24 protein-coding genes and 2 pseudogenes are annotated in these 24835 nt (G+C 73.4%); 10 read left to right on the plus strand and 16 right to left on the minus strand.

The window, feature by feature from the left end; genetic code table 11:
- Positions 1-512: 512 nt before the first annotated feature.
- Together GPA10_RS27870 and GPA10_RS27875 are read left to right on the plus strand one after the other, a co-directional pair.
- Positions 513-1097, plus strand: coding sequence for a hypothetical protein (locus GPA10_RS27870; protein ID WP_157167898.1), 585 nt, complete (start codon positions 513-515; stop codon positions 1095-1097).
- Positions 1098-1186: 89 nt separating this feature from the next.
- Positions 1187-2119 (plus strand): LysR family transcriptional regulator, encoded by a 933-nt coding sequence (locus GPA10_RS27875; RefSeq protein ID WP_157167899.1) that lies wholly within the window; start codon positions 1187-1189, stop codon positions 2117-2119.
- Positions 2120-2128: 9 nt separating this feature from the next.
- On the opposite strand, the gene GPA10_RS27880 is transcribed toward GPA10_RS27875, so the two are convergent.
- Positions 2129-2884 carry an SDR family NAD(P)-dependent oxidoreductase gene (locus GPA10_RS27880; protein ID WP_246259879.1) on the minus strand — a complete coding sequence of 252 codons (756 nt, stop codon included), beginning with the start codon at positions 2882-2884 and terminating at the stop codon, positions 2129-2131.
- A gap of 191 nt (positions 2885-3075) precedes the next feature.
- Entirely contained in the window at positions 3076-3915 is an 840-nt protein-coding gene (locus GPA10_RS27885; protein ID WP_157167901.1) for an oxidoreductase, read from the minus strand.
- Positions 3916-4123: 208 nt separating this feature from the next.
- Here GPA10_RS27885 and GPA10_RS27890 point away from each other — a divergent pair, with 208 nt between their 5' ends.
- Positions 4124-4933: a TSUP family transporter gene (locus GPA10_RS27890; RefSeq protein WP_343041394.1), complete on the plus strand. Its 810-nt coding sequence runs from the start codon at positions 4124-4126 to the stop codon at positions 4931-4933.
- A 69-nt stretch (positions 4934-5002) separates the two neighbouring features.
- Here GPA10_RS27890 and GPA10_RS27895 read toward each other — a convergent pair whose 3' ends face one another.
- Positions 5003-5698, minus strand: a complete 696-nt coding sequence (locus tag GPA10_RS27895) for a response regulator transcription factor (protein WP_058846640.1) — start codon at positions 5696-5698, stop codon at positions 5003-5005.
- Between the two features lie 87 nt (positions 5699-5785).
- Between GPA10_RS27895 and GPA10_RS27900 the strand changes: the two genes are divergently transcribed.
- Both GPA10_RS27900 and GPA10_RS27905 read left to right on the plus strand, forming a co-directional pair.
- Complete coding sequence (locus tag GPA10_RS27900) at positions 5786-6499, plus strand: D-alanyl-D-alanine carboxypeptidase family protein (protein WP_157167903.1); 714 nt, start codon at positions 5786-5788, stop codon at positions 6497-6499.
- On the plus strand, positions 6496-7653 hold the full coding sequence (locus GPA10_RS27905; protein WP_157167904.1) for an endonuclease/exonuclease/phosphatase family protein: 1158 nt from the start codon (positions 6496-6498) through the stop codon (positions 7651-7653). The genes GPA10_RS27900 and GPA10_RS27905 overlap by 4 nt, the downstream gene beginning before the upstream one ends.
- A gap of 27 nt (positions 7654-7680) precedes the next feature.
- Here the strand turns inward: GPA10_RS27905 and GPA10_RS27910 are convergent, their stop codons facing one another.
- Entirely contained in the window at positions 7681-8361 is a 681-nt protein-coding gene (locus GPA10_RS27910) for a type III effector protein (RefSeq protein ID WP_157167905.1), read from the minus strand.
- 137 nt (positions 8362-8498) lie between these two features.
- Between GPA10_RS27910 and GPA10_RS27915 the strand changes: the two genes are divergently transcribed.
- Both GPA10_RS27915 and GPA10_RS27920 read left to right on the plus strand, forming a co-directional pair.
- On the plus strand, positions 8499-8930 hold the full coding sequence (locus tag GPA10_RS27915) for an Hsp20/alpha crystallin family protein (protein ID WP_157167906.1): 432 nt from the start codon (positions 8499-8501) through the stop codon (positions 8928-8930).
- A 95-nt stretch (positions 8931-9025) separates the two neighbouring features.
- Positions 9026-9460: a DUF2267 domain-containing protein gene (locus GPA10_RS27920; protein WP_157167907.1), complete on the plus strand. Its 435-nt coding sequence runs from the start codon at positions 9026-9028 to the stop codon at positions 9458-9460.
- 15 nt (positions 9461-9475) lie between these two features.
- Here the strand turns inward: GPA10_RS27920 and GPA10_RS27925 are convergent, their stop codons facing one another.
- The 6 genes from GPA10_RS27925 to GPA10_RS27950 form a co-directional block, all read right to left on the minus strand.
- A complete protein-coding gene (locus GPA10_RS27925; protein ID WP_343041395.1) occupies positions 9476-9925 on the minus strand; it encodes an ATP-binding protein in 450 nt (149 codons plus the stop codon).
- 129 nt (positions 9926-10054) lie between these two features.
- Entirely contained in the window at positions 10055-10459 is a 405-nt protein-coding gene (locus tag GPA10_RS27930; protein WP_241844855.1) for a hypothetical protein, read from the minus strand.
- A 129-nt stretch (positions 10460-10588) separates the two neighbouring features.
- Positions 10589-11812, minus strand: coding sequence for a polyprenol monophosphomannose synthase (locus GPA10_RS27935; RefSeq protein WP_343041396.1), 1224 nt, complete (start codon positions 11810-11812; stop codon positions 10589-10591).
- Positions 11809-13089: a glycosyltransferase family 2 protein gene (locus GPA10_RS27940; protein ID WP_343041397.1), complete on the minus strand. Its 1281-nt coding sequence runs from the start codon at positions 13087-13089 to the stop codon at positions 11809-11811. Before GPA10_RS27940 ends, GPA10_RS27935 begins: the two co-directional genes overlap by 4 nt.
- A 213-nt stretch (positions 13090-13302) precedes the next feature.
- Entirely contained in the window at positions 13303-14976 is a 1674-nt protein-coding gene (locus GPA10_RS27945; protein ID WP_157167909.1) for a glycosyltransferase family 39 protein, read from the minus strand.
- A gap of 110 nt (positions 14977-15086) precedes the next feature.
- The gene (locus GPA10_RS27950) at positions 15087-16307 is read right to left on the minus strand and encodes a lamin tail domain-containing protein (RefSeq protein ID WP_157167910.1); all 1221 of its coding nucleotides are present in this window, start codon (positions 16305-16307) and stop codon (positions 15087-15089) included.
- A 495-nt stretch (positions 16308-16802) separates the two neighbouring features.
- Between GPA10_RS27950 and GPA10_RS27955 the strand changes: the two genes are divergently transcribed.
- On the plus strand, positions 16803-17927 hold the full coding sequence (locus GPA10_RS27955; RefSeq protein ID WP_157167911.1) for a helix-turn-helix domain-containing protein: 1125 nt from the start codon (positions 16803-16805) through the stop codon (positions 17925-17927).
- On the opposite strand, the gene GPA10_RS27960 is transcribed toward GPA10_RS27955, so the two are convergent.
- The gene (locus tag GPA10_RS27960; RefSeq protein ID WP_157167912.1) at positions 17871-19175 is read right to left on the minus strand and encodes a PucR family transcriptional regulator; all 1305 of its coding nucleotides are present in this window, start codon (positions 19173-19175) and stop codon (positions 17871-17873) included. The two genes, GPA10_RS27955 and GPA10_RS27960, sit on opposite strands and share 57 nt — an antisense overlap.
- 549 nt (positions 19176-19724) lie before the next feature.
- Here GPA10_RS27960 and GPA10_RS27965 point away from each other — a divergent pair.
- Entirely contained in the window at positions 19725-20021 is a 297-nt protein-coding gene (locus GPA10_RS27965) for a hypothetical protein (protein WP_157167913.1), read from the plus strand.
- Positions 20022-20320: 299 nt separating this feature from the next.
- Here GPA10_RS27965 and GPA10_RS27970 read toward each other — a convergent pair whose 3' ends face one another.
- Together GPA10_RS27970 and GPA10_RS42795 are read right to left on the minus strand one after the other, a co-directional pair.
- The gene (locus GPA10_RS27970) at positions 20321-20548 is read right to left on the minus strand and encodes a DUF5133 domain-containing protein (protein ID WP_058846651.1); all 228 of its coding nucleotides are present in this window, start codon (positions 20546-20548) and stop codon (positions 20321-20323) included.
- Between the two features lie 158 nt (positions 20549-20706).
- Positions 20707-21294 carry an ANTAR domain-containing protein gene (locus GPA10_RS42795; protein ID WP_246259881.1) on the minus strand — a complete coding sequence of 196 codons (588 nt, stop codon included), beginning with the start codon at positions 21292-21294 and terminating at the stop codon, positions 20707-20709.
- A gap of 315 nt (positions 21295-21609) precedes the next feature.
- Here GPA10_RS42795 and GPA10_RS43475 point away from each other — a divergent pair, with 315 nt between their 5' ends.
- Entirely contained in the window at positions 21610-21960 is a 351-nt protein-coding gene (locus GPA10_RS43475) for an ANTAR domain-containing protein (protein WP_157167914.1), read from the plus strand.
- Between the two features lie 133 nt (positions 21961-22093).
- Here GPA10_RS43475 and GPA10_RS27985 read toward each other — a convergent pair.
- From GPA10_RS27985 to GPA10_RS27995, 3 genes and pseudogenes are all read right to left on the minus strand, one after another.
- Positions 22094-22774: pseudogene (locus GPA10_RS27985) on the minus strand (YihY/virulence factor BrkB family protein); the annotation flags it as partial.
- Positions 22775-22985: 211 nt separating this feature from the next.
- Positions 22986-23225 (minus strand): annotated as a pseudogene (locus tag GPA10_RS27990) (hypothetical protein); the annotation flags it as partial.
- A 178-nt stretch (positions 23226-23403) separates the two neighbouring features.
- Positions 23404-24705 carry a TolB-like translocation protein gene (locus GPA10_RS27995; protein ID WP_157167916.1) on the minus strand — a complete coding sequence of 434 codons (1302 nt, stop codon included), beginning with the start codon at positions 24703-24705 and terminating at the stop codon, positions 23404-23406.
- Positions 24706-24835 lie beyond the last annotated feature (130 nt).

The raw sequence follows: 24835 nt of genomic DNA on the forward strand, positions 1-24835 counted from the left end.
GCCGCACGCCCCGAACCCTCCGGCCCCGGGCACGGAATGATGCGCCGGCGAGGTGGTGTGCGGCAGCGCCGCCGACGCGGCGGAGGTGCGCGGGGCCGGGCCCGCGCAGGCGCAGGCACCGGCGGCGGAGCGGCAACCGGAACCGCGCATGATCCTGTGAGCGTCTCGGCCCTGGAGCACACAGCCGGCAGGTGCCGGTGGAGACCGGAAGGGGGAAGCCCGCCGCTTCCCGCACCCCGCAACCGACCCCGCACCCGCACCCCGAGCTCAACTCCCGGCCCCGGTCCCAAAACCGATCCAGGCCTGAACCGGAGGCCGAACCGGAGCCCGCCCCCGGACCCAGGGCCGGGCCCGAGTCCAACTCCGAGTCCAACTCCGAGTCCGACTCCGAGTCCGGGCCGCAGCGCGCGCCACGCGAGCCGCACGAACCGAAGCCTCGACCTCACCCTAAACCTGAGGTTGAGACACGGCGGACGGGCCTGGGACCGCCGGCCGCCTCGCCGCCCCCGTCCTTGCCCCGCCGACGGCGGGCCCGCGCCCTGGCGGCCACCGTCGCCGGCACCGCCGTCCTGGTCATCGGCTCCATCGGGCTCGCCATGAACAGCAACGGCGGTGACGGCGACGGCAGCGAGAGAGACGGCGGCGAGCAGCGCCGGAGCGCCGCCTCGCCGGGCACCGGCAGGGACACCGTCGTCCTGCAAGGCATGAACGTCCGCGTACAGAGCACCGGCGCGCCGCTGGCCTGGAACAACTTCCGGATGGGCAGCGGCTGCGGCGGCAACGGGAACACCAAGTCCTTCGCCGTCGACCTCGACGAGTCCGCGCCGCGCACCCGGCCCGAGTCGGGCCGGGGCGACTTCCCGTACAAGGTCGACGAGAGCGACCCCGAGGTCTTCCGCGTCCGCGCCAGCACGCGGTCGCACGACGTGCGCTGGTACCTGGAACTGAAGTGGTCCAGCGGCGCCCGGCACGGCGTGCTGCGCATCGACGACCAGGGCAAGCCGTTCCGCACCAGCGGCGGCACGGACCGGCCCGTCTACCGCTGGGCCAGTCCTTCGAAGTGGGTGCGGGAGCAGCGGGAGCAGCGGCAGTACTGAGGGCGAGCTGCCGTGCCGGGCTAGGCTGACGAGGTCGACGAGCGGGACGCCCCCCTGCGGCCCCCCGCAGGAGAAGGGAACCGGAGCCGATGAGCCTGCGCCAGTTCGAGTACGCCCTGGCCGTCGCCGAGGAGGGCTCGGTGACCGCGGCGGCGGAGCGGCTGCGCGTCGCCCAGCCCTCGGTGTCCCAGCAGATCCGCGGCCTGGAACGCGAACTGGGCGTGAGCCTGTTCACCCGCACGCCCACCGGCCTGGTGCCCACCACGGTCGGCCGCGCGTTCCTGCGCGAGGCGCAGGCCGCGGTCAGCGCCGCCCGCCGGGCCAGGGCGACGGCACGGGCAGGCGCCGAGGACCTGGTGGGCGAGATCGCGGTCGCCGTCCAGATGGGCTTCGGCACCCGGCAGCTGCCGGAGGCCCTGGCGACGCTGCGCCGCCGCTACCCGCGCCTGGAGGTCACCGTCTTCGAGGAGCCGAGCTCCGCCGAGCTGGAGCGGCTGTGCCGCCGCGGCGAGGTGGGCCTGGCCCTGATGGCGGCGTGCGAGCGCACCCCCGCCGACGCCCACCGCCTGGGCGAGGAGGAGTTCGTCGTCGTCCTCGCCCCCGGCCACCCCCAGCTCGCCGCCGACCGGGTCGAGCTGAGCGCGCTGGCGGGCGAGCCCTGGGTGCGCTTCGACCGCGACAGCGCCCTGGACGGCGTCCTGCTGGAGGCGCTCGGCGACAGCGACCCGGCCCCGGCCACGGCCGCCCGCGTGTCCCAGACGGCGACGGCTGTGCGCTGGGCCGCCCACGGCCTGGGGGCGACCCTTGTGACGTCCTCCGCGGTGCCCGCGGGCCACGAGCACCTCGTCCGCCCCGTGTTCCCCGCCGTCTCCCAGCCCGTCATCGCCGTGCTCCGGCCCGACACCGGCCCCGCGGAAGCGGCCCTGCTCCACCTCCTGGGCCGGCAGACCTGGTCCGAGGCCGCCCCCGCCGCCACCTCCGCTCCCGCCACCTCCGCTCCCGCCCTCTCCGTGGCGTCCTGAGGGGCTCCGCTATCGGCCGGCGCCGCCGGAGAGGACGGCACCCCCGGCATCGACGTGGAGTGTGGTGCCGGTGACGTAACTGGCACGCGGCGAGGCGAGGAAGCAGATCGCCTCGGCGATCTCCTGCGCCCGCGCCGTCCGCTGCAGCCCCAGCCCCCTGGCCACGCCCTCGTTGCCGTCCTCCCCCCACGCGGCCAGCACACCTTCGGTGCGGGTCGGGCCGGGAGCGACGCTGTTGACCCGCACGCCCCCCTCGGCGAACTCCGCCGCCCAGGTCTGGGTCAGGGAGGTCAGCGCGGCCTTGGAGGCGCTGTAGGCCGAGGCGCCGGGAAAGCCCCGGAACGCCGACAGCGAGGTGACGTTGACGATGCTGCCGCCGCCCTTCTCCAGCATGTGCGGTACGAGGGCGGCGACCAGGAAGTAGGCGCCGCGCACGTTGGTGTCGAAGACCCGCTGGAAGCCGGTCACGCTCTGCTCGACGGTGAGGGAGGTGGGGAAGGCGCCCGCGTTGTTGACCAGGATGTCCACCGGGCCGCTCCGCGCGCCCAGTTCGGCGACCGAGTCCAGGTCGGCCAGGTCGGCCGCGAGGAACCGGACCGCACCGCCGCCCTCCCGCAGAGCCCGCACGGTCCGCACCGCGCTCTCGCCGCGCCCGGTGTCGCGCCCGGTGATGACGACATCGGCGCCCGCACGGGCCAGCAGCCGGGCGGCCGCCAGACCGATACCGGACGTGCCGCCGGTGACCAGCGCGGCCTTTCCCCGCAATTCCGTTCCCGGATGACCGGCGTGACTCGGGTGATCCACCGAGTTCCCCGTCGAGTGGCCCGCCGCGTGACCCGCCGAGCGATTCACCGCGTGACCCATCGAGTGACTTGCCGAGTGACTCGCCGAGTGACCCGTCGAGTGATTCGCCGAGTGGTTCATCGGATGGTTCTTCGGGTCGTTCTCCGGCCGGTTCATCGGGGGAATTCACCGCCGTCCACGACGAGGCTGCTGCCGGTCAGCCAGCTCGCCCGCCCGGAAATGAGGAACAGCACCGCGTCGGCGATGTCCTCGGGCCGCCCGTCGCGCCCCAGCGGGGGAGCGGTGGTGTCCTGGCCGGGCCCGGAGTCCAGACGCGCCCACTGCTCACGCGTGGCCTCGCCGCCGGGGGTCGCGGTCCTGCCGGGGGACACGGTGTTGACCCGGATCCCGTACGGGGCCAGCTCCGCGGCAAGGCCCCGGCTGTAGTTCTCCAGCGCCGCCTTCGCCGTGGTGTAGTGCAGGAACGGCGGCGCCACGGTGGGCACCGCGGCCGAGGAGACGTGCACGATCGCCCCCGCGCGCCGCTCCCGCATCCCCGGCACCAGCAGCGCGTCCAGGCGCACCGACGCCAGGAAGTTCAGGTCCAGGGCGCTCTGCCACTCCTCGTCGGGGATGGCCAGCGCACCCTGGTGCGGCTGCGCCCCGCCCGCGTTGTGGACCAGGACGTCCACCCCGCCGAGGACCTGTTGCGCGGCCTCGGCCAGCGCCTGCGCTCCGGCCCGGGTCCGCACGTCGGCCTGCACGAAGGCGGCACCCTCGGGCACCGGCACCGCGGTTGCCGCCGACCTGGCGGTGGTGAGCACCTTCGCGCCCGCGTCCAGGAGCTGCCGCACGACGGCCGCCCCGATCCCGCGAGTACCCCCCGTGACCAGGGCCCGCTTCCCCGCGAGTTCCCCTGCTCCCGTGCCTTTTCCCGCTCCCGCTCCCGTTTCTGTTCCCCTTCCCGTTTCTGTTCCTGTTTCCGTTTCCGTTGCATTCCGGCTCGTAGTCATGACACTGGTCCTCTCGATCTCATCAGGGGGCGTTCGCTCTGCGGAAATCCCTTGCGTACGAGGGGATTTGCATTTCGCCGAGCGGTGGTTTCACCGTAGATCCGCAAAGGAACGAGAGGCAAAGACGAAAATTCAGCACCTGCCATAGGGGATTCCTATGGCCCTCTCCGGGGCCGATACTGAGGCCCACACATCGAGCGGGGGTCCGGTGGACTGGTCAACGGGGCTGCTGGGCTTCGCCGCGGGCGTGCTGATCGCGGCCGTCACCGCACCGGTGGGGGTGTCGGGCGCGGTGTTCCTGCTGCCCGTGCAGCTGAGCGTCCTGGGTGTTCCCAGCCCGGCCGTCACGCCGACGAATCTGCTGTTCAACGTCGTGGCGGGGCCCGGGGCCCTGCTGCGCTACCGCCGGCACGGCGTCCTCCACGGCCCGCTGACCCGGCTGCTGATCGCGGGCACCCTGCCGGGGGTCGTCCTCGGCGCGGCCGTCCGGGTCTTCGCCGTGCCGGGGCCCGCCGTCTTCCGGCTCCTGGTGGCCGTACTGCTGCTGCCGCTGGGCAGTTGGCTGTGTGTCCGCACTCTTCGCCCCGCGGGCACGACCCCACCGAAGGGCACGACCCCACCGAAGCCGCCGCCCGCGCCGTCGCCGAGGACCATCACCGCGCTGGCCCTGGCCGTGGGGACCGTCGGCGGTGTCTACGGCATCGGGGGCGGCTCCATCCTGGGCCCGCTCCTGGTCGGGCGCGGCATGCCCGTCGCCCAGGTCGCCCCGGCCGCCCTCGCCTCGACCTTCCTCACCTCGGTGGCGGGCGCCGGCACCTACGGGCTGCTGGCCCTCACCGGCGGCGAGTACATCGCACCGCACTGGCTGCTCGGCCTGGCCTGCGGCCTGGGCGGCCTGCTCGGCGGCAACCTCGGCGCCCGCCTTCAGCCCCGTCTGCCGGAGACGTTCGCGCGCCTCCTGCTCGGCGCCCTGGCCACCGGCGTCGGAGCGCTCTACGCCGCGCAGGCGCTCACCTGAACCGGGACCTGCCCGCACCGGGCTCCGAGTGCCCCGGGCACCCGGGCGCGGCGATCGCCCCGGCTCCTCTCACCTGCCGCGCCCGGCCTCCGAGGGGATGCCCGGCTGGGCGTCGATGCGGTAGCCGACGCCCGGCACGGTGGCGATGATCCACGGTTCGCCGAGGCGTTTGCGCAGCGCGGAGACCGTGATGCGGACGGCGTTGGTGAACGGGTCGGCGTTCTGGTCCCAGGCCCGCTCCAGGAGTTCCTCGGCGCTGACGACACCGCCTTCGGCGGCGACGAGGACATCGAGCACCGCGAACTGTTTCCTGGTCAGCGCGACATAGCGGCCGTCGCGGTAGACCTCGCGCCGGAACGGGTCGATCCGCAGCCCGGCGATCTCCCTGACGGGAGGCCGGGAGTGCGCCCGCCGGCGGTCCAGCGCCCTGAGCCGCAGCACGAGTTCCTGCATCTCGAAGGGCTTGGTGAGGTAGTCGTCGGCGCCGAGCCCGAACCCGGAGGCCTTGTCGTCGAGCCGGTCGGCGGCGGTGAGCATCAGGATCGGCATGCCGCTGCCGGAGGCGACGATGCGGGTGGCGACCTCGTCGCCGGAGGGGCCGGGGATGTCGCGGTCCAGGACGGCGATGTCGTAGGCGTTCACCGCCAGCAGCTCCAGCGCGGCGTCGCCGTCCCCGGCGATGTCGGCTGCGATCGCTTCCAGGCGCAGACCATCACGGATGGCTTCTGCCATATAGGGCTCGTCCTCGACGACCAAGACACGCATGCGCCAAGGCTAGGCACCCGGCCATGTCGTCGGCGTATGGAAAACCGCATACGGGCCGGCAACGCCGCACCGCTTTGACTGAGGAGCATGTCCAGAACCCCGCCTCCAGCAGGCGACACGGCCCGCCGGGTCCGCCGGCTGATGGCCGGCGGCCTGGCAGCACTGGCCGTGGCGGTGACCGCCGCACTCCTCGGCCACCGGCCGACGGCCTCCTCCACCGCGTCCTCCGCCTCGCCCCCGACCGCCTCGGCCTTTCTGGCCGCGCCGACCGCCACACCCCCGGACCCTTTTGGGGAGGAACACCGGGGCGCGGCGGCCGGCGAGGCCGACGGCGCCATCCCGCACGACGTGACGGTCTTCGACGACACGGTCCCGGCCGTGGCCCGCCTCGAACCGGCCCTGCTCAAGGCCCTGCGCCGGGCGGCGCGGGCCGCCGCGGACGACGGCGTCACGTTCTACGTCAACAGCGGCTGGCGTTCCCCCCGGTACCAGGACCAGCTGCTGCGCGAGGCGGTCTCCGCGTACGGCTCCCCGGAGGAGGCCGCCCGCTGGGTGGCCACCGCGACCACGTCCCCGCACGTGTCGGGAGAGGCCGTCGACATCGGCCGCTCGACCGCGACGGCCTGGCTGTCCGGACACGGCACCGCGTACGGGCTGTGCCAGATCTACCGCAACGAACCCTGGCACTACGAACTGCGCGCCGACGCGGCCGCCCGGGGCTGCCCGCGGATGTACGCCGACCCCACTGAGGACCCGCGGATGCGGCAGCAGCGAACAGCAGCGAGCGAGGACGCACGATGACACAGACGGATACACAGACGGCTACGGCCACGGCTACGGGTGCGGGTGCGGGTACGGCGTACGTGGAGACCGGCGGCACCGGCGGTACCGGCGAGACCGGCCCGGCCGTGGACACCCGTACACCAGAAACCGAAGGGACAGGGACAGGTGCAGGGGCAGGAAAGGCCTTCTTCGGCTTTTGTCCGGGCCCGGCCTGGAAGCGCGGCCCGCTCCTCACGGCAGCCGCCCTGCTGCTCGGCCTGCTCCTGCTCCTGCACGCGCGGGTCCCCAACAGCGTCGGGGACATCGGCAGCCTGCTGGAGACCTTCCTGCCATGGCTCGGCCTGCTCGTTCCGGTCCTGCTGGCAGGGGCGTTGTGGCGCCGCTCGGCTGCCGCGGCTGTCGCGCTGGTGCTGCCGGCCACGGTGTGGCTCAGCCTCTTCGGCGGGCTGCTCGTCGACAAGTCCCGCTCGGGCAGCGACATCACGGTGGTGAGCCACAACGTCGGCGCCGACAACCCCGACCCGGCCGGAACCGCACGCGCCCTGGCCGCCTCCGGCGCGGACGTGCTGGCACTGGAGGAGATCACTCCGCAGGCCCGGGGAGCGTACGAGAAGGCGCTGGCGAAGGCGTACCCGCACCACACGGTGCAGGGCACGGTCGGGCTGTGGAGCAAGCTGCCGCTGTCGGGCACCCGCCCGGTCGACACCAAGATGGACTACGGCCCGCTGGCGGACAGCAAACCGGCCGGGACCACGAGCACCTACGTTCGGGCCCTGCGCACCACGGTGGCCACCGGCCACGGCCCGCTGGCGGTGTACGTGGCCCACCTGGGATCCGTACGGGTCAACCCTCGCTCGGGTTTCGAAACGGGCTCCCGCAACCGCAACGCGCAGGCACTCGCCGAGGCCGTCGCCGCCGAACCCAGCGAGCGGATGGTGCTGCTCGGCGACCTGAACGGCACCACGAACGACCGCGCGCTCACCGGCCTCACCTCCCGGCTGCGCTCGGCCCACGACGCGGCCGGCAACGGCTTCGGCTTCACCTGGCCGGCGAGGTTCCCGGTGGCACGGATCGACCAGATCCTGGTCCGCGGGGTGGAGCCGCGCAGCGCGTGGTCGCTGCCGGCCACCGGCAGCGACCACTTGCCGGTGGCGGCGGGCATCAGCTGGTGAACCCCGGGCACGGCCGGGATGACGTGCTCACCCCTGTGTCCCTGTCCGGCGGAGGCGGTCGGTGGTGTGCGTCATGGCTTCGACGCGGGCCGCGAGGTCGGGGTGGTGGTCCGTGAGGTGGGTGCGGGCGTCGGCCAGAGGGGTGAGCAGGCCGGCGGCGCTGTCGTCGGCGAGGGCCTGGGCGAGCCGCCTCTGCGGGGCGCGGGCCCGGGCGGGGAGGTCGGTGAGGGCCGTGATCTGGCCGGCGAGTTGCCGCAGGTCGGCGGCGTTGGCCTGGGCCCAGGCGGTGAGAGTGCGGTCGTCGGCGCGGCGGTCGCGGGTGTCCTGGACGCGTTGTTCCCCCGTGGTGCCGGGGGCTCCGGGGCGTACGCGCAGATAGCGCCGCTCGGCGGCCTGCCGGCTGGCGACCCCGAGAGGGCGGGCGAGGTCGGCCCAGCTGGAGCCCGCCGCGCGCGCCGTCTCGATCAGCCCGGGCTCCCACCCGGCGAGTTGCTCGCGCAGTTCGCGCAGCATCAGCAGCGCGGCCAGGGCGTCCTCGGAACTGGCCTGCTCGCCCCCGGCGGGGGCCGGGGCCTGGGCGTTCTGCGCGGTGCGGACGGCTTCGCCGATCGTGTGCAGCGCCGCGGCGGCGGCCAGGAACGAGGCCGGGCCGGGGGAGGGGAGGGGAGTGCCGGACGGAGGCGCGGGCGGGGGCGGGGGTGCGGGCATGAGGACCCCTCTCTCACAGGTATCAGGTGTCATCGTCAGGACGACATTCCAGTTGTCATCGTTTGGATGACATGCTACAACGGTGGCAGACGAAGCGCATTGGCAGTTCCTGCCAGACCTGTGGAGGTGTTTTCGCGATGTTGATGCGCACCGACCCGTTCCGCGAACTCGACCGGCTCGCCCAGCAGCTGACCGGGGTCGCCGGTACCTGGTCCCGGCCCTCGGCCATGCCGATGGACGCCTACCGGGAGGGCGAGGAGTACGTGATCGCCCTCGACCTGCCCGGTGTCGCCAGGGACGCCATCGACATCGATGTCGAGCGGAACATGCTCACCGTCAGGGCCGAGCGCCGCCCGGTGGTGAAGTCCGAGGACGTGCAGATGGAGCTCTCCGAACGGCCCCTGGGCGTCTTCTCCCGCCAGCTGGTGCTGGCCGACACCCTGGACACCGAGCGCATCACGGCCGCCTATGAAGCGGGGGTGCTGACGCTGCGCATCCCGATCGCCGAGCGCGCCAAGCCCCGCAAGATCGCCATCGGTGCGGAACGCGACCCCAAGCAGATCGGCTGACCATCCCGGACCCCGGCGGCGGGCCGGCCCACCTGTCCGGCCGGCCCGCTGCCGCCGATACCGCCCCCGCAGGCGAGAAAGGCACCACGTTTCCCATGCTTCCGCTGCGTGAACCGGCTTCCGACCCCACCGGCACGACGTTTCACCAGATGCTGGAGAAGATCCGGTACGAAGGCGCGTACCCCACCCGCGAACGGGCCGAGGACGTCACCCGCGCGGTGCTGGAGGCGCTGGGCCGCCAGCTCACCGGCGACGAGCGCGTCGACCTCGCCGCCCGCCTCCCCGCCGAGGCCGCCCGCCTGTTCACCGGCCAGATCCCCGACACCCGCCAACTCACCGGCTGGGGCTTCGTCAAGGACCTGGCCGCCCGCACCGGCGGCACCCCCGCCACCGCCCGCTGGGACACCGGAGCCGTCCTGTGCGTCGTCGGCCGCCTGGCCGGCCCCCGGCTGCTGGACCGGATCCTTTCCGCACTGCCCGGCGGGTACGCGCTGCTGTTCGGCCGCGCGGAACTCCTTCAGGCCGCATAGCGGCCCCACGGTCGGTCATTCCTCGTCGGCGGCCTCGGCCTCGGCCAGCGTGATCGCTGCGGTGATCTTCTTGCCCACCGGTTCGCGGCGCACCACGAAGCTTTGGGACACAGCCATCACGATCTCCAGGCCGTGCCGCCCGATCCGGTGCGGGTCCGGGGGCACGGTCACGGGCAGGGCGGTGCTGCTGTCCCACACGCTCACCTCGATGGCGCCGTCCTGGACCTCCAAGGTCAGCAGGCAGGGCCCGGGGGCGTACTTGCGGACGTTGGTCACCAGTTCGCTGACCACCAGCTGTACGGTGTCCATCACCTGGCCGGACACGGGCATCCCGTGCACGGACCGCAGGTCCGCCACGAACTCCCGGCCCAGGTCCCGGGCCGCCCCGATGCCCTCGTTGCCCTCGAACGCCGCGGACACCGAGATGAACTCGCCGGCCACCGGCTTCCCCTCGTCAACCGCCACTGCCGGCCGCATACCGTCCGCCCTATGTTTCCAGCAGCCCTGTCCCACGGGCTTCTCAGCCCGGGGATGAAGCCTACCCGTGCCCCGCCCCCGGGACCGCCCGGACGGCGGAACTGCCGACAGCCGGGTTCAGCCGGCCGCGGCGTGGGAGCACGGCGGCACGGTGCCGGCGCGCGGCAGGCGCATGCGGTGGGCCAGGCTGCGGGACATGCGCTGGGTCAGGCAGCTGTGCCAGGTGATGCCGGGGTAGCAGGCGCGCAGATGGGAGACGGCGCGGGTGCCGAGGCCGCTGTCCTTCAGCGGTGCGGTGACGTCGACCTCGGTGATGACACCGCTCGCGCACTGCTCGCACACGTCGTAGGTGAGCCGGCCCACCACACGGCGGGAGTACACCAGCAGCAGACTCCGTCCCCGGGCGGCGGGCGCGAGGGAGTGGACGATCCGTACATCGCGGTAGGCGAGGACCCGGCGGTGCAGCCGTCCCCTACGGCGGTTCGACCGGGCGTGCCGGGGCTTCGTACGCCGCTGGACCACACGTGCGAATGAGTCCGGTACCCATGCGGGTGTCTCAACCATGGGTGGCGGTTACCCCCGCCGCCCGGAGGCAACCGCACCGCATCGGCCGCACGGACGGCCCCGTGCCCCCGCGGGCCGCCGCTCCCTTCAGGTGCGCCGGTAGAGCAGTCGTTCCAGCAGGAGCAGGCGGGTCGCCACGAAGAGCACCAGCAGGACGGCGGTGGCGGGGACCGGGTGCCAGCCGGTGCCCGCGATCAGCAGCGCGGTCAGCGGCAGCCGTGCCGCCAGGTCCGCGTTGCTCAAAGCGGCGAAGACCGCCAATCTCCCGGAGCGGCGGCGCCGTGACGGCTCCGGCGGGGGCAGCAGGGTCTCGGCGAGCAGGAAGTTCCACAGGACCGCGGCCTGGGTCGCCAGGGTTTCGGCGGCCAGGTGGTGCAGCGGCGTCACCGCGGTGAGCAGGGCGAGCAGAGCCAGGTTGGGCAGGAACCCGGACAGGCCGATCAGCCCCAGGGCGGTCACCCTGGCCGGGAGCCCGGCGGCGCGCAGCGCCCGCGGGCGCCCTGCGAAACGCAGGAACGGCAGGAACGGCAGGCGCGGCAGGCGCGGCGGGCGCGGGATGCTGGTGGTGCGCAGCACGAGCAGGTGGCGCAGGAACCGTGTCCCTTCGCGCAGGCTGGACTTGGAGCGGCCCGCGTGGCGTTCGGCGAAGGTGTAGGGCAGTTCGGCGACGGTGCGCGGCGGCCTGCGCACGGCCAGTTCCAGCAGGATCTTGTAGCCGAGGGGGCGCAGGACCGCCCCGGAGCCGGGGCGGCGGGTCAGCATGTCGCGGCGCACCGCGAAGAAGCCGCTCATGGGATCGGAGATGCCGCGCAGGGCGCGCGGGAAGAGGGCCTTGGTCAGCGCGGTGGAGGAGCGCGAGACGGCGGCGCGGTAGCCGCCGGCCAGGCCGGCCCGGCTGCCTCCGCGGGCGTAGCGGCTGGCGACGACGAGGTCGGCGCCGCTTTCCTGGCCGTGCAGGGCCAGACGGTGGGCGAGTTCGGGCGGGTGCTGAAGGTCGGCGTCCATGACGACGATCCACGGCGCCGCGGTGCGGCGGATGCCCTCGTGGACGGCTCCGCCCAGACCGCCCTCCGGCCGCGGCCGGTGGTGCACGGTGACCCGCAGGCGGCAGCGCGCGGTCATCTCCTCGATCACCTCGGGGGTGTTGTCGCAGGAGTCGTCGACGAACAGCACCTCGGCGGCGAGGCCCGGCGGGACGGCGGCGTCGAGACGGTCCAGGAGCGGGGCGATGTTGTGGGCCTCGTTGCGGGTGGGGACGATCACCGTGAGGGCCGCGGGCCGGGCCCGGGGCGGCGCGGCGGAGACGGTCACGACTGCTCCTCCGTGCCGCGTGAGCGCTCCTGCGGGCGGGGCGCGGGCAGGTGGGCGCCGGTGTGGGCGGTCAGTTCCCAGTCGGTGTGCCGGCGGTACTCGCGCCAGCCCGCCCGGACGGCGGCGCCCGAAAGGACCAGGGAGTACAGCGGCAGGCTCCACCACAGCCGCAGATGGTGCGCGGGCCCCACCGCGAGGCCGTACGCGCGCCCGAAGTCGTGCAGGGCCGCCGACTCGAACAGGGCGGTGGCCACGAGCAGGAACAGCGGTGCCCAGGCCGCCAGCGCCGCGCCCAGGTGGACGCCGTCCAGCAGGGCGATGGCGAACACCACCGGCATGCACAGGCCGGTGGCGGCCTGGAGGAAGGGGGTGGCCAGCAGGTAGCGGGCCAGCAGGCGGCGGCGGGCGGTGGGCAGGCGGCGCCACTCGCCCTTGCGCAGGACCTGCAGGAAGCCCTGGTTCCACCGGGTGCGCTGGCGCAGCAGGGCCCGCAGGGTTCCCGGTGTCTCCTCCCGGGTGACCAGCACCGGGTGGTAGCCGACGACGACCTTCGCGTCCCGGCTCGCCAGGCGCACGCCCAGTTCGCAGTCCTCGGCCAGGCAGTCGCCGTCCCAGCCGCCCGCCTCGCGCAGCAGCGCCGCGCGGACGAAGACGGTGTTGCCGCCCAGGGGCACGAAGCCCTGGCGGGCGTGGACGTGCAGGCGGCTGCGGAACCAGAAGAAGTACTCCAGGCAGTTGCGCAGCGCGTACCAGCTGTCGGCGTGGTTCATCAGCTGCACCCCGCCCTGGACGACGTCGGCGCCCTGGAGGCGGAAGGCGGAGTCGACGTGCCGCAGCAGCTGCGGGTGGACGAGGTCCTCGGCGTCGAACACGCCGATGATCTCGCCCCGGCACACGGGCAGGGCGGTGTTCAGCGCCCGCGGCTTGTTCTTGCGGGCGCTGTCGTCGGTGACCTGCCGTACCCGGTCGGGGCGTTCGGCCGCCAGGCGGCGGGCCAGGGCCGTGGTGCCGGGATCGTCGTCACCGGTGATCACGACGATCTCGAAGTCGGGGTGGTCGGCGGCGAGCAGGCTCTGCACCGTGTGCCGCAGGACCTGTTCCTCGTGCCGTGCGGGCAGCAGCAGGGAGAAGGCCAGTGCCGGCTCGCCGTCCGGGGCGGGGAAGGAGGCGGCCTCGGGGCGGTGCGGGGTGGCCCAGGCGTGGAGCATCCAGCGCAGGGTGAGGGTGGCGTTGACGGTGTGCAGCACGGTGACGGCCAGCAGGCAGGTGATCACCACGGGGGCAGCCTCGTCGGCGCGGGCCGCGCCGCCCGGTCCGGTACCGGCCGGGGGGCTGTTTCCGTCTCTGCGGGTACGAGGGTTCGCATGTGTCCTGCCCTGTCCTTTCGGTGCGGCGGTGCGGCGGTGCGGCGGTTGAGCCGTCGTGTGAGTCGTCGTGGCGGCATCAGCGGCTTCGGGGGCATCGGGGGCATCGAGGCTGCGGCAGCCCTGTCACAGGCCGCTGTCCGCGGGCGGCGGCGCGTGCTTTCCGCCGGGGCCGTCGTAGGGCCAGATGTCGGTGGAGTGCTCCAGGCAGCGGGCCACGTCGGGCAGCAGCGGCGGGTCGGGGATGGTGCGGTCGCGCCGTACCGCGTCGGTGATCCGCAGCAGTTTGATCTCGTTGAAGTACGCGACGGGCTCGGCGTGCTTCAAGAGCCTGCGCAGTCCCCGCATCTCCTTCTCCGTCGCGGAGGCGCGGACCTGGATGGTGGACAGGACGTAGTCGACGTCGCGCCAGCCGCGGGGCAGGGAGGAGGCGACGGAGGCGTCCTTGTCGAGCTTGTACGACCAGATCGCCCCGGCCCCGGGCGTGAAGCCGCTGCCGACCGCCTCCAGCCACAGGATCTCGTCGGTGAGCAGCCGCAGCCGGTGCCGGTCCTTCAGCTGTGCCGTCTTCAGCCAGCGGGCCGCCTGTTCGTAGCTGCGGGTGTAGTCGGCGCCCTGCACCTCCCGTTGCAGGGTGTACCAGCGCGGGGCGCACAGGGCGCTCAGGGCGGCCAGCAGCAGGACGGCCGCCACCGGCCGCACGGCGCGCGGCAGGAGGGTGTGCCCGCGGCGGCCGGGACGCAGCACACGGGCGCACAGGGCGGCCAGCGCCAGGGCGTGGAAGGGCAGCAGCTGGGTGACGTACATCCAGGGCAGGTAGCCGCCGGGGCGCAGGGCGAAGGCCGTCAGAACCGCGACGGCGAGCCCCAGGGGGCGCAGTCTGCGGTCGGCCAGGGCCGCGAGGGCGCCGAGAGTGCCGCCGGCCAGCAGCGGGCCGTCGCGGTGCACCCACCGGTCGGCCAGGGCGTGCGCGGCGGTGCCGGGCGCGAAGGCCGACCCGGAGGTGGGGCGGTCGTGCAGCTGCCACAGCAGGGTGTCGACCAGGGAGACATGGCAGGTGCCGGGCAGCAGTTCGCTGTTGAGGACGGCGTACAGGGGCCACAGCAGGACCAGCAGGAACCCGGAGACGAAGGCGGCCAGGGCGAAGGGCCTGCTGCCGCGCCGGCTGTGCGTCCACAGCGCCCACAGCACGGCGGGCAGCACCGGCAGGCTGGTCTCCTTGGAGAGCACCGCCAGGGCGAAGCAGCAGCCCGCCAGCGCGTACAGGGCCAGGTGCCGGCGCGGGGACAGGACCAGAACCAGGGCCAGCAGGGTCCACGCGGTGGCGAACGGGTCCAGGAAGACCTGCCGCTCCAGCTCGATGGCCAGCGGCGAGAGGGCGTGCAGCACCATGGCGGCCACCGCGGTGGCCCGGGACAGGCCAAGGCGCCGCGCCAGCGGGTACAGCAGGGCGTTGGTGGCGGCCGCGACCGGCAGCATCAGCCACCGCGCCTGCTGCAGATACAGCTCCCCGGGAACGGCGTCGGAGGGCAACAGCTGTTGCAGGGCGGCCAGTTGCATCCAGCCGAAGGGGGCGTGGTCGTACCAGTAGGTGTAGTGCGACAGGCCCCGGCCGGTGCGCACCGCCCACGCCTGGGCGATGTAGGTGCCCTCGTCCCCGTTGGGGTAGGGGAAGCCGTCGAGGTTCCAGGCCCGCAGCACGACCGCCGTGCCCGTGGCCAGGAACGGCAGCAGCGCGTACCGGACGCGCCAGTGCGCGACACGCGCTCGCAGCGACGGCCGGACCGGAGCAGAAGACACGGAAAAGCCCCTCTACGTGGTGGTGCGGGGATACGTGCTTGTGCGGAGATGCGTGGCGGTACGGGGGCACGCGGGCCGGGAGCCGCGCGGCTCCCGGCCCACGCGGCGGCTCACGTCACGGTGACGGTCACGTCCGCCGCACCGAGGCCCTGGAAGTCCCAGTGCACCGTGTACGGGCCCTTGGTGGCGCCGGCGTCCACGGCGACCTGTGTCCACAGGGGGGCGCCCGCGCCGCCGCCGGGGAGGTCGAGGTCGACCTCGGCGGTCAGGACGCGGTGGTTCTCCGACACCGTGCCGGGGAACTTGACCTCCTTGTTCAGCTTGTTGTCGTACACGGACACGGCGCTCTGGTCCTCGAACCGCAGCGGGCCGTCCTGCGGCAGGCGCACGGTGACCCTGTATGTGCCCAGCGGCTCGTCACCGAGGTTCTGCAGGTGCACATGGGGGTGTGCCTGGCCGGGGGACTTGGCCTGGGTCGGCTCGGGCGTGAACCGGTGTCCGTAGGGGAAGCGGGAGACCTCCTTGCCGTCCTGATTCTTGAGCGTGGCGAGGTCACCGCTGTCGTGCCAGACCGGCCGGCCGCTGCCGAAGGAGAAGCCGCCGGAGTCCGGGTGCCGCTCGTCGGTGTAGACCCGGTACCGCTCGCCCGGCTTGAGCACCGTGCCCTCGGGAAAGGTGAAGTCCTTGCGCGTGCTCTCGGCGTGCAGCACCCAGCCCGACAGGTCGGCGGCTTCGGTGCCCCGGTTGAGGATCTCCACGTACTCGTCGGACTGGCTGCCGGACACCTTGCCCTTGGCCTCCACGTGCGTGATCGCCACGTCCGGCTTGCCGGGCTTGGTGAACAGGGCGACGACGGCGGCGCTGTTGGAGCTGGATTCCTTGCTGTCGAACTGCCTGACGACGCGCCCGCCCTGCTTGAAGCCGCTGAGGACGACCTTGTACTTCTCACCGTTGACGGTCACCGTCTGCGGCGAGATGAACTCCGGCAGGGACACGATGTCGTTGGGGTGCGGACCGCTGTTGTCCGTCTCGTTGTGGTGGAACGTGAAGCTGAGGTCGCTCTTGACACCGCCCTCGAAGACGACCTGCACCTTGAGGCCGACGTCGAACTCCCGGGTGTCGCCCGAGTCGATGGGGAAGTTGTCGTGGGTGAAGGTGCCCAGGACGAACTCGGTGCCGTCCAGCTTCGCCTCGGTGCTGCCCCCCTCGAACCTGTAGCCGCTCTTCTTCTCGCCCTTTCCCCACTGGACGTGGCTGGTGTCCAGGCCGGTGACACCGGCGGGAGCGGGGTGGACCGCCGTCCAGGTTCCCGACGTCTGAATCGTGCTCATGGTGAACCGCCTCCGTGATGCGCTGCCCGGCGCGAACCGGGTCTGCCCGATGCCGGGCATTTCTGCGTACGACAACCGCTGGCTTTCCGGAGCCGCCGCTGCGCAAAAGGAATCGGGGCGGTGTTTGTGCGGCGTGGCGGAGGTGCTTGTACACCGTGCTGAAATGGCAGGAGGCCAGGCGTTGCAGTGCACATGAGGGGGCGTTCGGCCGGCACGCGGGGAAACAGGGAAACGCGCAGGAAAACGTAGGGAAATATGACCGGAAGGCCGCGCGGGCCCGAAAGTCAGTAATCCTGCCCCGAGGGGCGGGAGCCACTCGCCCGCCGACGGCCCGGCATACTCACGTGGCCTATTTTTGAACACCCTGCACAAATACGGGCGCACAGCACCGGGAACTTTGTGCACTTGGTCGGTTGCTTCGCACCGCCAAGCGATTTCATGCTGGCGAAGATCGGCAATTGCCCGCGCGAGCAGATCCCCCCACTAGGAGTGACCGTGCACCGTCCTGCCGACGCAAACCCCCTCTCTCACAACCGGCCCGCCGCGCCCGTCCCGGTGCTGTCCCAGACCGCCAGGGACCTGCGCCGGCACCACGCCGAAAGACTCGTCCAGCAGGCCCGGGAGGAGATGGCCCGCCACACCACCGGCGAGGTGACCGTGACGACCGTCGCGGACGATGTGGCGCTGTGGCTGGCCGTGTTCGCCCGGGAGGTGCCCGCGCCCCTGCTGAGCGCGGCGTTCCGGGCACGGGCGGCCGTGCACGCCGTGGCCGGGCTTTCCATGGAGGACAGCCTCACCCTGCACCACGTGTGCGTCGATGTGCTCAACCGCGCCGTGGCGGGCTGCTGGTCGCAGACCCGGGACCGGACCGCGCCCGACACGGGCCTGACCGCCACCACCCTGGACGCGCTGCGCGCGGCCAGCACGGCGGTCGTGCACGAACTGGGCCGGCAGGAGACCGGACCCCGGCCGCAGCGCACACCACCCGCCCCCGCCCTGCTCTTTCCCGCCGCGGCCGCGCCGGCGCCCCGCTGGTGCCTGGCCGCCATCCGCCCCGGCAGCAGCGTCAAGGAGGCCCAGCGGCGCTTCCGGGCCGACAACCCGCACGCCTCCATCGTCACGGCGGGCACCCACCTGACCGCCTTCACCCACCACCCGCCGGCCGCCCCCGAAGTCCTCGCCCCCTACGCCCTGGTGCCCGTCGAGAACGGCAACACCGCGGGCGCCGCCCGCCGCGCCGCGCTCGCCGCGGTGATCGCCCGCCACTACCGGCGCTCCCTGACCGCCGAACACGTACTGCCCCTCATCGCCGCACTGGACCTGACGGCCAAGGACCGCGACGCCTTCGCCACCGCGTGCCTGGGGCCGCTGCACACCAGCGACCGCCACCGCTACCTCCTGGACACCCTGGCCGCCTACCTCGCGCACAACCTGTGCGTCACCGCGGCCGCCCGCAGCCTGTTCATCCACCGGCACACTCTCACCTACCGGCTGCGCTCCATCCAGCTCCTCACCAGCCTGGACCTGGACCGCCCTCTGGACCGCCTGCAGGCCGAACTCGCCCTACTCCTGTGCCGTGCCGACGCCGTACGGGCCCTCCCGCGCCGCCACACCGCCTGACGGGCCGGCGGGCTCGGCCAGCTCCCGGGCGAGCAGGGAGAGTTCGGCGCGCAGCCGGTGGAAGGGATGGGCGAGGTCCAGGCCGGTGAGGTCCTCGATCTGACGCAGCCGGTAGGTGAAGGTGTGCCGGTGGATGAACAGGCTGCGGGCGGCGGAGGCGGCACTCAGGTTGTGCACCAGGTACGCGCGCAGGGTCTCCAGCAGATGCCCGTAGCGGCGGGTGTCGCGCAGCGGCTCCAGGCAGTCCGCCGCAGCCGTGCGGCTCCGCGCCGCAGGACCGCCGTCGGCCGCCGCCCGCTCGTCGGCCGCGGCGTGACCTGCGGCCGCGAGCGCCGCTGCCGCCGCCGTGCGGCCTTCGGCCGTGCCGGCCGCCGCAGTGGGAGCGCCCCCGGCCCCGGTGCCCGACAGGACCGGGGGCAGGTGCCGGGCGTCGAGATGCTCCAGGCCGTAGAAGCGCGCCAACCGGGCGGCGGCCGCCGCCCGGTGGACGGCCGGAGCGATGTCCCGCCCGGCCACCGGCGCGAGACCGTACGGCTGCGCCCCCGCCGGTACGACGGGACGCTCGACGCTCATCACCGTGAGCCGCGCTTCACCGACGAGGATCCGGGCGCCGCGGTTGGCGCAGCGGAAGCGCTCGGCCAGCACCGCGCCGCCGCCCGGAGGCGAGAGGGCGACCAGACACCAGCGCGGCGGTGCCACGGGGGCCCGCACCGCCTCCGGCCGGTCCTGCGGGCGCGCGCACCCCTCGGTGACACAGAGGACGGCCGTGTGCAGCGGCAGCGCCAGCGCCGTGCTGACCGCGTTCTGCCGGGCCTGGACGCTCGCGCACGGCACCATCACCGCGAGCCGCTCGCTCAGGCACCGGCCGAGGAAACCGGCGCAGTCGTGGTGTAAGACGAGGAAGTCCGCCGAGGACAGCGCGTGTTCGGCATACACGCGGTGCCGCGCGCGGAAACCGGCCCGAAGGCCCCGGAGGTCCTGGAGGCCCTGAAGATCCCGGGGGTCCAGAAGATCCTGGGGGTCCTGGGGGTCCCGGGGCGCCGCCGGGCAGCTCAGTGCGCCGAGCCACAGGGCGAGATCCTCGCCGAGCAGGTGGGCGTCCAGACGCACCCGCCCCGACCGCGCGCGCTCGGCGAGCAGTTGCCGCGCCAGGGGCAGGACCCGCTCGCGCAGACCGGCCGCCGCACACGCCACGGGTACCTGCCGGCAGGCCGGTGAAGGGGTGTGGGAGCAGGCGGAGAAAGACATGGGCACTCCCGGACGTCTCGGTGAACGATGCGGAGCATGAAGAGAGCCTGCGCGCAATGCCGCCGGGCCCGACCGGTACCCGAAGCACCCCGCTTGATCTTCTACGTACCGATCATGAGGTTCACCGGCCGCGCCGGGCAATCGGCCATGTGCGTTGTGTTCGCTCCTATTTGCGGACGAACGGCGGTGGGTGTGCGGACGGACGGCGTGCGTGTGCGGACGGACGGCGGTGGGTGAGTGACGGCGCCCGCGGTGGCCGCCGCGTCTCGTGGCAATCACTCAAAGGTGTGAGAGTGGCGCATAAGTGCGTCATGGCACTGGTAGCGGGCATGCCGCTTATAAGCGGTAATTCCCATAACAAGCGGCACAGTTGCCTACTGTCCGGCGGACATGCGCCCATCGGGCGTCCGGGGGCAGAAGGAGCCGCGCACTCGCCTGCATCAGGCGCACACACTTCCCTGTCGTGGTCCCGTCCTCGGTGGTCCACCTGTGTGTGCCGCGGCGGCGCCGCGCGGTACGACCGCCGCACGACCAGAGAGGACTTCTCACATGGCAGACGTCGTACACGGATACGTCACGGCCGAGGGCAGCGAGGAGGAGGGCAGCAAGGGGTTCAGGGCGGTGAAGTCCGGGACCGGGACCTACACGCTGCTGTTCGACAACGCCTTCGCCGGCAAGCCGACCGTGGTCGTCACCATCACCGGCGACCACAACCGGGTCGACAACGCTCACGTGCGCAGCGCCACTCCGGGGCGGGCCGTCGTCGAGACCGGCGACTACTACGGAGAGCTCTCCGACCGCCCGTTCTCCTTCATCGCCATCAGCGGTAGGCCCGTCAGCAGCTGACGCCGCGCGAGGGGGCGCGGTGGGGCGCGGGTCCGAAGGCGCCCCACCGCCTCGCGGACCGGCCGCCGTCCTGCTGTGCGCGCCCTGACGGCTCCCGCGCCGGGGGGTGGGGCGCGGGAGCCCGCCGGACGCCAAGGGGGGCGAGGCGGCCGACCACCTCAGGCTAAGTCCTTGCAGGCCTCATCGACCCCTCCTGGACCGCACCAATCTGACAAGTCCCGCAACTCCCCCAAAGGGGAAGGTTCGTGTCCAGATCGACGGTCCCCGGGCGGTCGGTGGCCGGGCGGTCGGCCGGGCGGTCAGGCTGCCAGGAGGGAGTCGTCCTCGGGGCGGGCGCCCGGGAGCCGGTGGCGGGCGGCGATCAGGGCGGCGTCGATGTCGCGGGTGCCGGTGGACACGCACAGGGTGTAGGCGACGTCGTCCATGCGCTGGCGGGCTCGGGCGGTGCCGTGCTCGGCGTGCAGGGTGCGCAGCGTCTCGTACTGCTCGACGAGGTTCTTCAGCACGGCCGGGTGTGCCATCAGCATCGGGGAGTCTCCCTTGTCACCGTTGTTCGCAGGGGTGGTGCCACGGCCCTTGTGCCCCGGGCCGGGCCGGGCATGCCCGGCTTCTTCGCCCCGGCCGCCGGCGGCCGGGGCCCTGTTGTGCGCCTGTCTGCTGCCGCAGTGCGTGCCGTGTCCCGTGCTCAGGGCGGCACGGCGCCGTCCCTCGCTGCCCGCCGCGTCGCCGCGGCGGCCCCCGGCCGCCGGCGGTGGCTGCGGCCGGCGCCGGCGGTGGCTGCGGCCAGCGCGGCCCGCAGATGGGAGGCCGCCGGCTCCTCGACGTCCGCGCCGTGGGTGCTCGCCACGACCATCTCCGCGACACGGCGCAGTTTGACGTTGGCGTGCTGCGAAGTGCTGAGCAGGATCTGCCAGGCCTCCTCGGTCCCGCAGCCGGCCACCGCCATCAGGACGCCGCGGGCCTGGTCCACCACCGCCCACCCGGCCTTCGCCTCCTTCAGGTGGGCGTTCTCCCGCAGCAGTGCGGCCATCGGGGCCGTCCCGTCGGCCGGCGTGCCCGGCTGAGGTGCGGGCGCCGGCGGTGTCGGCGCCGTCGGCCGCTGCCGCCCGGAACGGCGCAGCGCGGCCCGCCGGCGGCTGAGGCCCCGGCTCTCCTGCACCAGCCGCCGGCTCTCCACGGTCACCGTGTGGGCGGCTTCGAGCAGTTGGCGGGCCCGCTCGTGCGTGACGTGCATCTGCACCATCAGACCGTTCCACTGCGCCTGAGTCGCCATGGACCATGTCTGCCCGCAACCGCGACCGCCATCCGGGAAGCGGACACGCGCACCTGCGGGGCAGGACTGCCGGGCGGGGCGCGGGCGCTCGGAGAAGGGTGGGCGCCCCGATCCCGGACTGCGCTCCCCGCACGGGCACTCCGGAGCGGCACGGCACACACGGCACGGCATACGCGGTGCGGTACACGCGGCACGGCACACACGGTGCGGCACACGGGGCGAGCGCGGTGCCGGGCGCGGGCGGAAACAGGGCGTAGCTTTCACGTAGAAGATGCCTGTATGTCCGGTTCCCAGACCCCGACCCGGAGTGATCGTTTGTGCGCGCCGCCAGCCCCGTGCCCGCAAGAGCCCGCCGCAGAGCCGCAGCGGGAAGCCGCCCGCCTGGAGGCGGAGATCGCCCGTCTGCGGCGGGCCTTGGAGACCAACGCGATCCTGGACCAGGCCGTCGGTGTCCTGGTGGCGGCGGGCCGCCTCACGCCGGAGCAGGGCTGGGAGGAGCTGAGGGAGACATCCCGGCGCCTGGGCATCGAACTCCGCGACCTCGCGGAACGGGTCGTGGCCTGGGGCGGCAACGGGCAGCTGCCCACCGGCCTCCGGGCCCGGCCCGGAGCAGACACCCAAGGGCACGCCCCCGACCCCGCGTGCGGGGGCGGGGCGGCGCGATGACCGCTCGGTCCCGGCCCGCATGCAGCGCATGCGCGACGTCGCGGCCCGCCTGGGGGGAGGGTGAAGCCGTCCACGGCCAGGCCCCCCCGGAGGACACCGGGGCCCGCCGCGGCGGCGGGGGCCGCGCGCCGCGTCACACCCCCGGATCGGCCTCGACGGGCCCGGGTGCCAGTGCTCGGGCCGCCTCCAGCTGGGCCGCGAAGGCCAGGCCCAGGAACAGGGCGATCGAGGTCAGATAGGCCCACAGCAGCAAGGACATGAAGGCGCTGAGGGGGCCGTAGACGGTGTCGAAGGAGCCGCTGAGGGAGAGATACAGACTCAGCAGGCCGGTCAGGGCGGTCCACAGCAGGAGGTAGACCGCGGCGCCGAACGCCAGCCACGTGTAGCCGGGCTGGCGCCGCCGCGGGGAGCGCCGGAAGACGACGCTCGCCGAGACGAGCGCCAGCACGAACCCCAGCGGCCAGCGCACCACGGCGAACACGGTGCTCACGCCGTGCCCGACACCGAAGACCGTCACCGCCGCGGCCGCCAGGTCGCCGCCCGCCACCATCACCACGACGCCCAGGCCCAGCGGCAGCCCCGCCGTGGCCGCCATGACCAGGCCGCGCAGGTACTTGCGGTGGAAGGGCCGGTCGCGTTCGTTGCCGTAGATCCGGTTGGCGCCGCGCTCGATCTGGCACATCGCCGTGGTGATGTTGACCAGGGAGAACACGAGCGCGAACCAGAGCGCGACCTGGGTGCCACCGCCCGCGTCGCGACGGCTGCGCGTCAGCGCCTCGTCGACGACGTCGGCGCTAGGGCCTGTCGTCAAACTCCCTCCTGCCACGTGACGCCATGCACGCTCCCCCAAGCTCTCGGCTGCGCTCGAGCAGGGAGGTGCCCCCTCTCGCCGCACCGGCCCAGACCCAAGTACGTCCAGTACGAGGGTCTGGGCCCGGCACGCCGAGAGCACGCACCTGACGCCACGTGGCCGCCCTCCGGGCGACGAAGGGAGTTTGACGACAGGCCCCAAGGCCCTGTGCCATGCGGTGGACCACGACCTCGGCGAACCTGCCGACGTCCTGGGTGTGCAGCACGCTCGACAGGCCCACGAACACGATCACCAGCGGCACGACCGCCAGGACCGTCTGCAGCGCGAGCGCCCGGGAGTGGCTGAACCCGTCGGCGTAGCGGAACCGCACGAAGGCGTCGCGCAGCAGCCTCCAGCCGCCGTAGTGCCGCAGCGCCACGAACGCCTCGTCGCCGGAGAGTTCCTCGCCCTGCATGTCCCGCGTCTCGGGAACCGCCGTCGCCGTGCCCATCCCGTGCTCCCGATGCGTCCGTGGTGTCCCGGCAGGGAAGTCGCTGCGTACCAGTGCCCCGGCGGTGCCGCCGCAATCCGGTGCCGCCGCGACCGGCGGGCACGGGTGCCCCCGTTTCGGCCTGGGGGCAGGGGCGGTGGCCTCAGCGCAGGGTGCGGACGAAGACGTCCCCGGTCAGGTTGGTGTCGTCGGGGACCAGTTGGGGGTGGTAGGAGTCGAAGACGGCCGCCGACTCGTCGGTGCTCAGCGCCGCCCGGCCCACGGTGACGGGCCGGCCGTCCTGTCCCGGTGAGAGCAGTTCCTCGTGGCCGGTGCGCGGATCGCGCAGGACCAGGCCCAGTGTCCTGCCGTTCGTGTCGGCGGTGTTGAGGAGCAGCTTCGAGCCGTCCGCCGACAGGTCCGACACCACAGTGAGGTCGGTGGGGGAGCGGCCGTCGTACCGTTGCAGGGCGCCGGTGCGCAGGTCGCGGACGAAGGCGTTCCAGGACGTGCTGGTGCTGCCGTTCGGGTCGGTGCCCGGGACCAGGTTCGTGGCCACCGAGTCGAAGCCGACCCGGGAGCCGTCGGCGCTGAGCACCGGAGCGATCGCCGAGTGGTCGGCGGGCGCCCCGTCGTGGGTGGCATCGGCCTGCGTCCTCTGCCCGGTCACCCGGTCGTACACCCAGATGTCGGCCTGGTCGTCGTCGGACGGCCCGGTGTAGCCGACCCGGTAGGCCACCTTGCGGCCGTCGGCGCTGAGGGAGATGTCCTGGCATTCGCGGTCCGTGGACGGGCCCGCCCGCCACAGCTGCTGCTTCCGGCGGTCCAGGAGGACGATCCGGCAGCGCGACGCCCCGTCCGTGCCGGGAGCGGTCCTGGCCACGAAGGCGAGGTGGCGTCCGTCCGCGCTGAGCGGGGCGGCGCCGTAGTCCGCGCGGTAGCCGTCCCCCAACGCGGGCGCCACGGGGTCGACGCGTCCGGTACGCAGGTCCATCACGTGGACGGAGTACTTCTGGGTCGCTGCCGAGTACGAGGTGAACGTCAGGTGGCTGCCCGAGTCCGACACCCTGGGCACCATGGTCGACTCACCCGGCACCACCACGCGCTTGAGGGCCGCCCCCGGCGCCGTACGGTAGAAGACGCTGGTGGGCACGTCCGTGCCGGGCACCAGATTGGTCGCCGACGACATGAAGGCGACGACGCGTCCGTCCGCGCTGACGGTCGGATCCACCGAGTGGCGGTTGCCGCCGGTGCCGTCGGGCGCCACGCTGATCCGCTCGGTGTGCGGGGCGGCCCGGTTCTCACCGATCCGCTCGGTGCGCGGGGCGGCGGCCCGGTTCTCACTGGCCCGCTCGGTGCGCGGGAGTGCACCGCCCTCGCTCACCGCCGCGCCCGCGGGATGGGCCAGACAGGTCAGGGCGGCCGCCAGGGCGGCCCCAATGGCCCTGCGTAACGAAGGTCTCATCGGATCCTCTTCCCCTCCGGCCGAGGACGGCCACCGTCACCCCTGCCGCCCCCGTGCCCAGTTGTGCCCCGGCACTGCCTGCGCGCGGGGCTCACGCGATGAAAGCGCGGAGCCCCAAGGGGGTCAATGC

The sequence above is a fragment of the Streptomyces typhae genome (assembly GCF_009755605.1).
Lineage (GTDB): Bacteria > Actinomycetota > Actinomycetes > Streptomycetales > Streptomycetaceae > Streptomyces > Streptomyces typhae.

Coding starts and splice junctions, on each gene's coding strand:
- GPA10_RS27875 (WP_157167899.1), top strand. CDS start 1,187: ATGAGCCTGCGCCAGTTCGAGTACGCCCTGGCCGTCGCCGAGGAGGGC.
- GPA10_RS27885 (WP_157167901.1), bottom strand. CDS start 3,915: ATGACTACGAGCCGGAATGCAACGGAAACGGAAACAGGAACAGAAACG.
- GPA10_RS27895 (WP_058846640.1), bottom strand. CDS start 5,698: ATGCGTGTCTTGGTCGTCGAGGACGAGCCCTATATGGCAGAAGCCATC.
- GPA10_RS27900 (WP_157167903.1), top strand. CDS start 5,786: ATGTCCAGAACCCCGCCTCCAGCAGGCGACACGGCCCGCCGGGTCCGC.
- GPA10_RS27905 (WP_157167904.1), top strand. CDS start 6,496: ATGACACAGACGGATACACAGACGGCTACGGCCACGGCTACGGGTGCG.
- GPA10_RS27910 (WP_157167905.1), bottom strand. CDS start 8,361: ATGCCCGCACCCCCGCCCCCGCCCGCGCCTCCGTCCGGCACTCCCCTC.
- GPA10_RS27915 (WP_157167906.1), top strand. CDS start 8,499: ATGTTGATGCGCACCGACCCGTTCCGCGAACTCGACCGGCTCGCCCAG.
- GPA10_RS27920 (WP_157167907.1), top strand. CDS start 9,026: ATGCTTCCGCTGCGTGAACCGGCTTCCGACCCCACCGGCACGACGTTT.
- GPA10_RS27950 (WP_157167910.1), bottom strand. CDS start 16,307: ATGAGCACGATTCAGACGTCGGGAACCTGGACGGCGGTCCACCCCGCT.
- GPA10_RS27960 (WP_157167912.1), bottom strand. CDS start 19,175: ATGTCTTTCTCCGCCTGCTCCCACACCCCTTCACCGGCCTGCCGGCAG.
- GPA10_RS27965 (WP_157167913.1), top strand. CDS start 19,725: ATGGCAGACGTCGTACACGGATACGTCACGGCCGAGGGCAGCGAGGAG.
- GPA10_RS27970 (WP_058846651.1), bottom strand. CDS start 20,548: ATGCTGATGGCACACCCGGCCGTGCTGAAGAACCTCGTCGAGCAGTAC.
- GPA10_RS42795 (WP_246259881.1), bottom strand. CDS start 21,294: ATGGCGACTCAGGCGCAGTGGAACGGTCTGATGGTGCAGATGCACGTC.
- GPA10_RS27995 (WP_157167916.1), bottom strand. CDS start 24,705: ATGAGACCTTCGTTACGCAGGGCCATTGGGGCCGCCCTGGCGGCCGCC.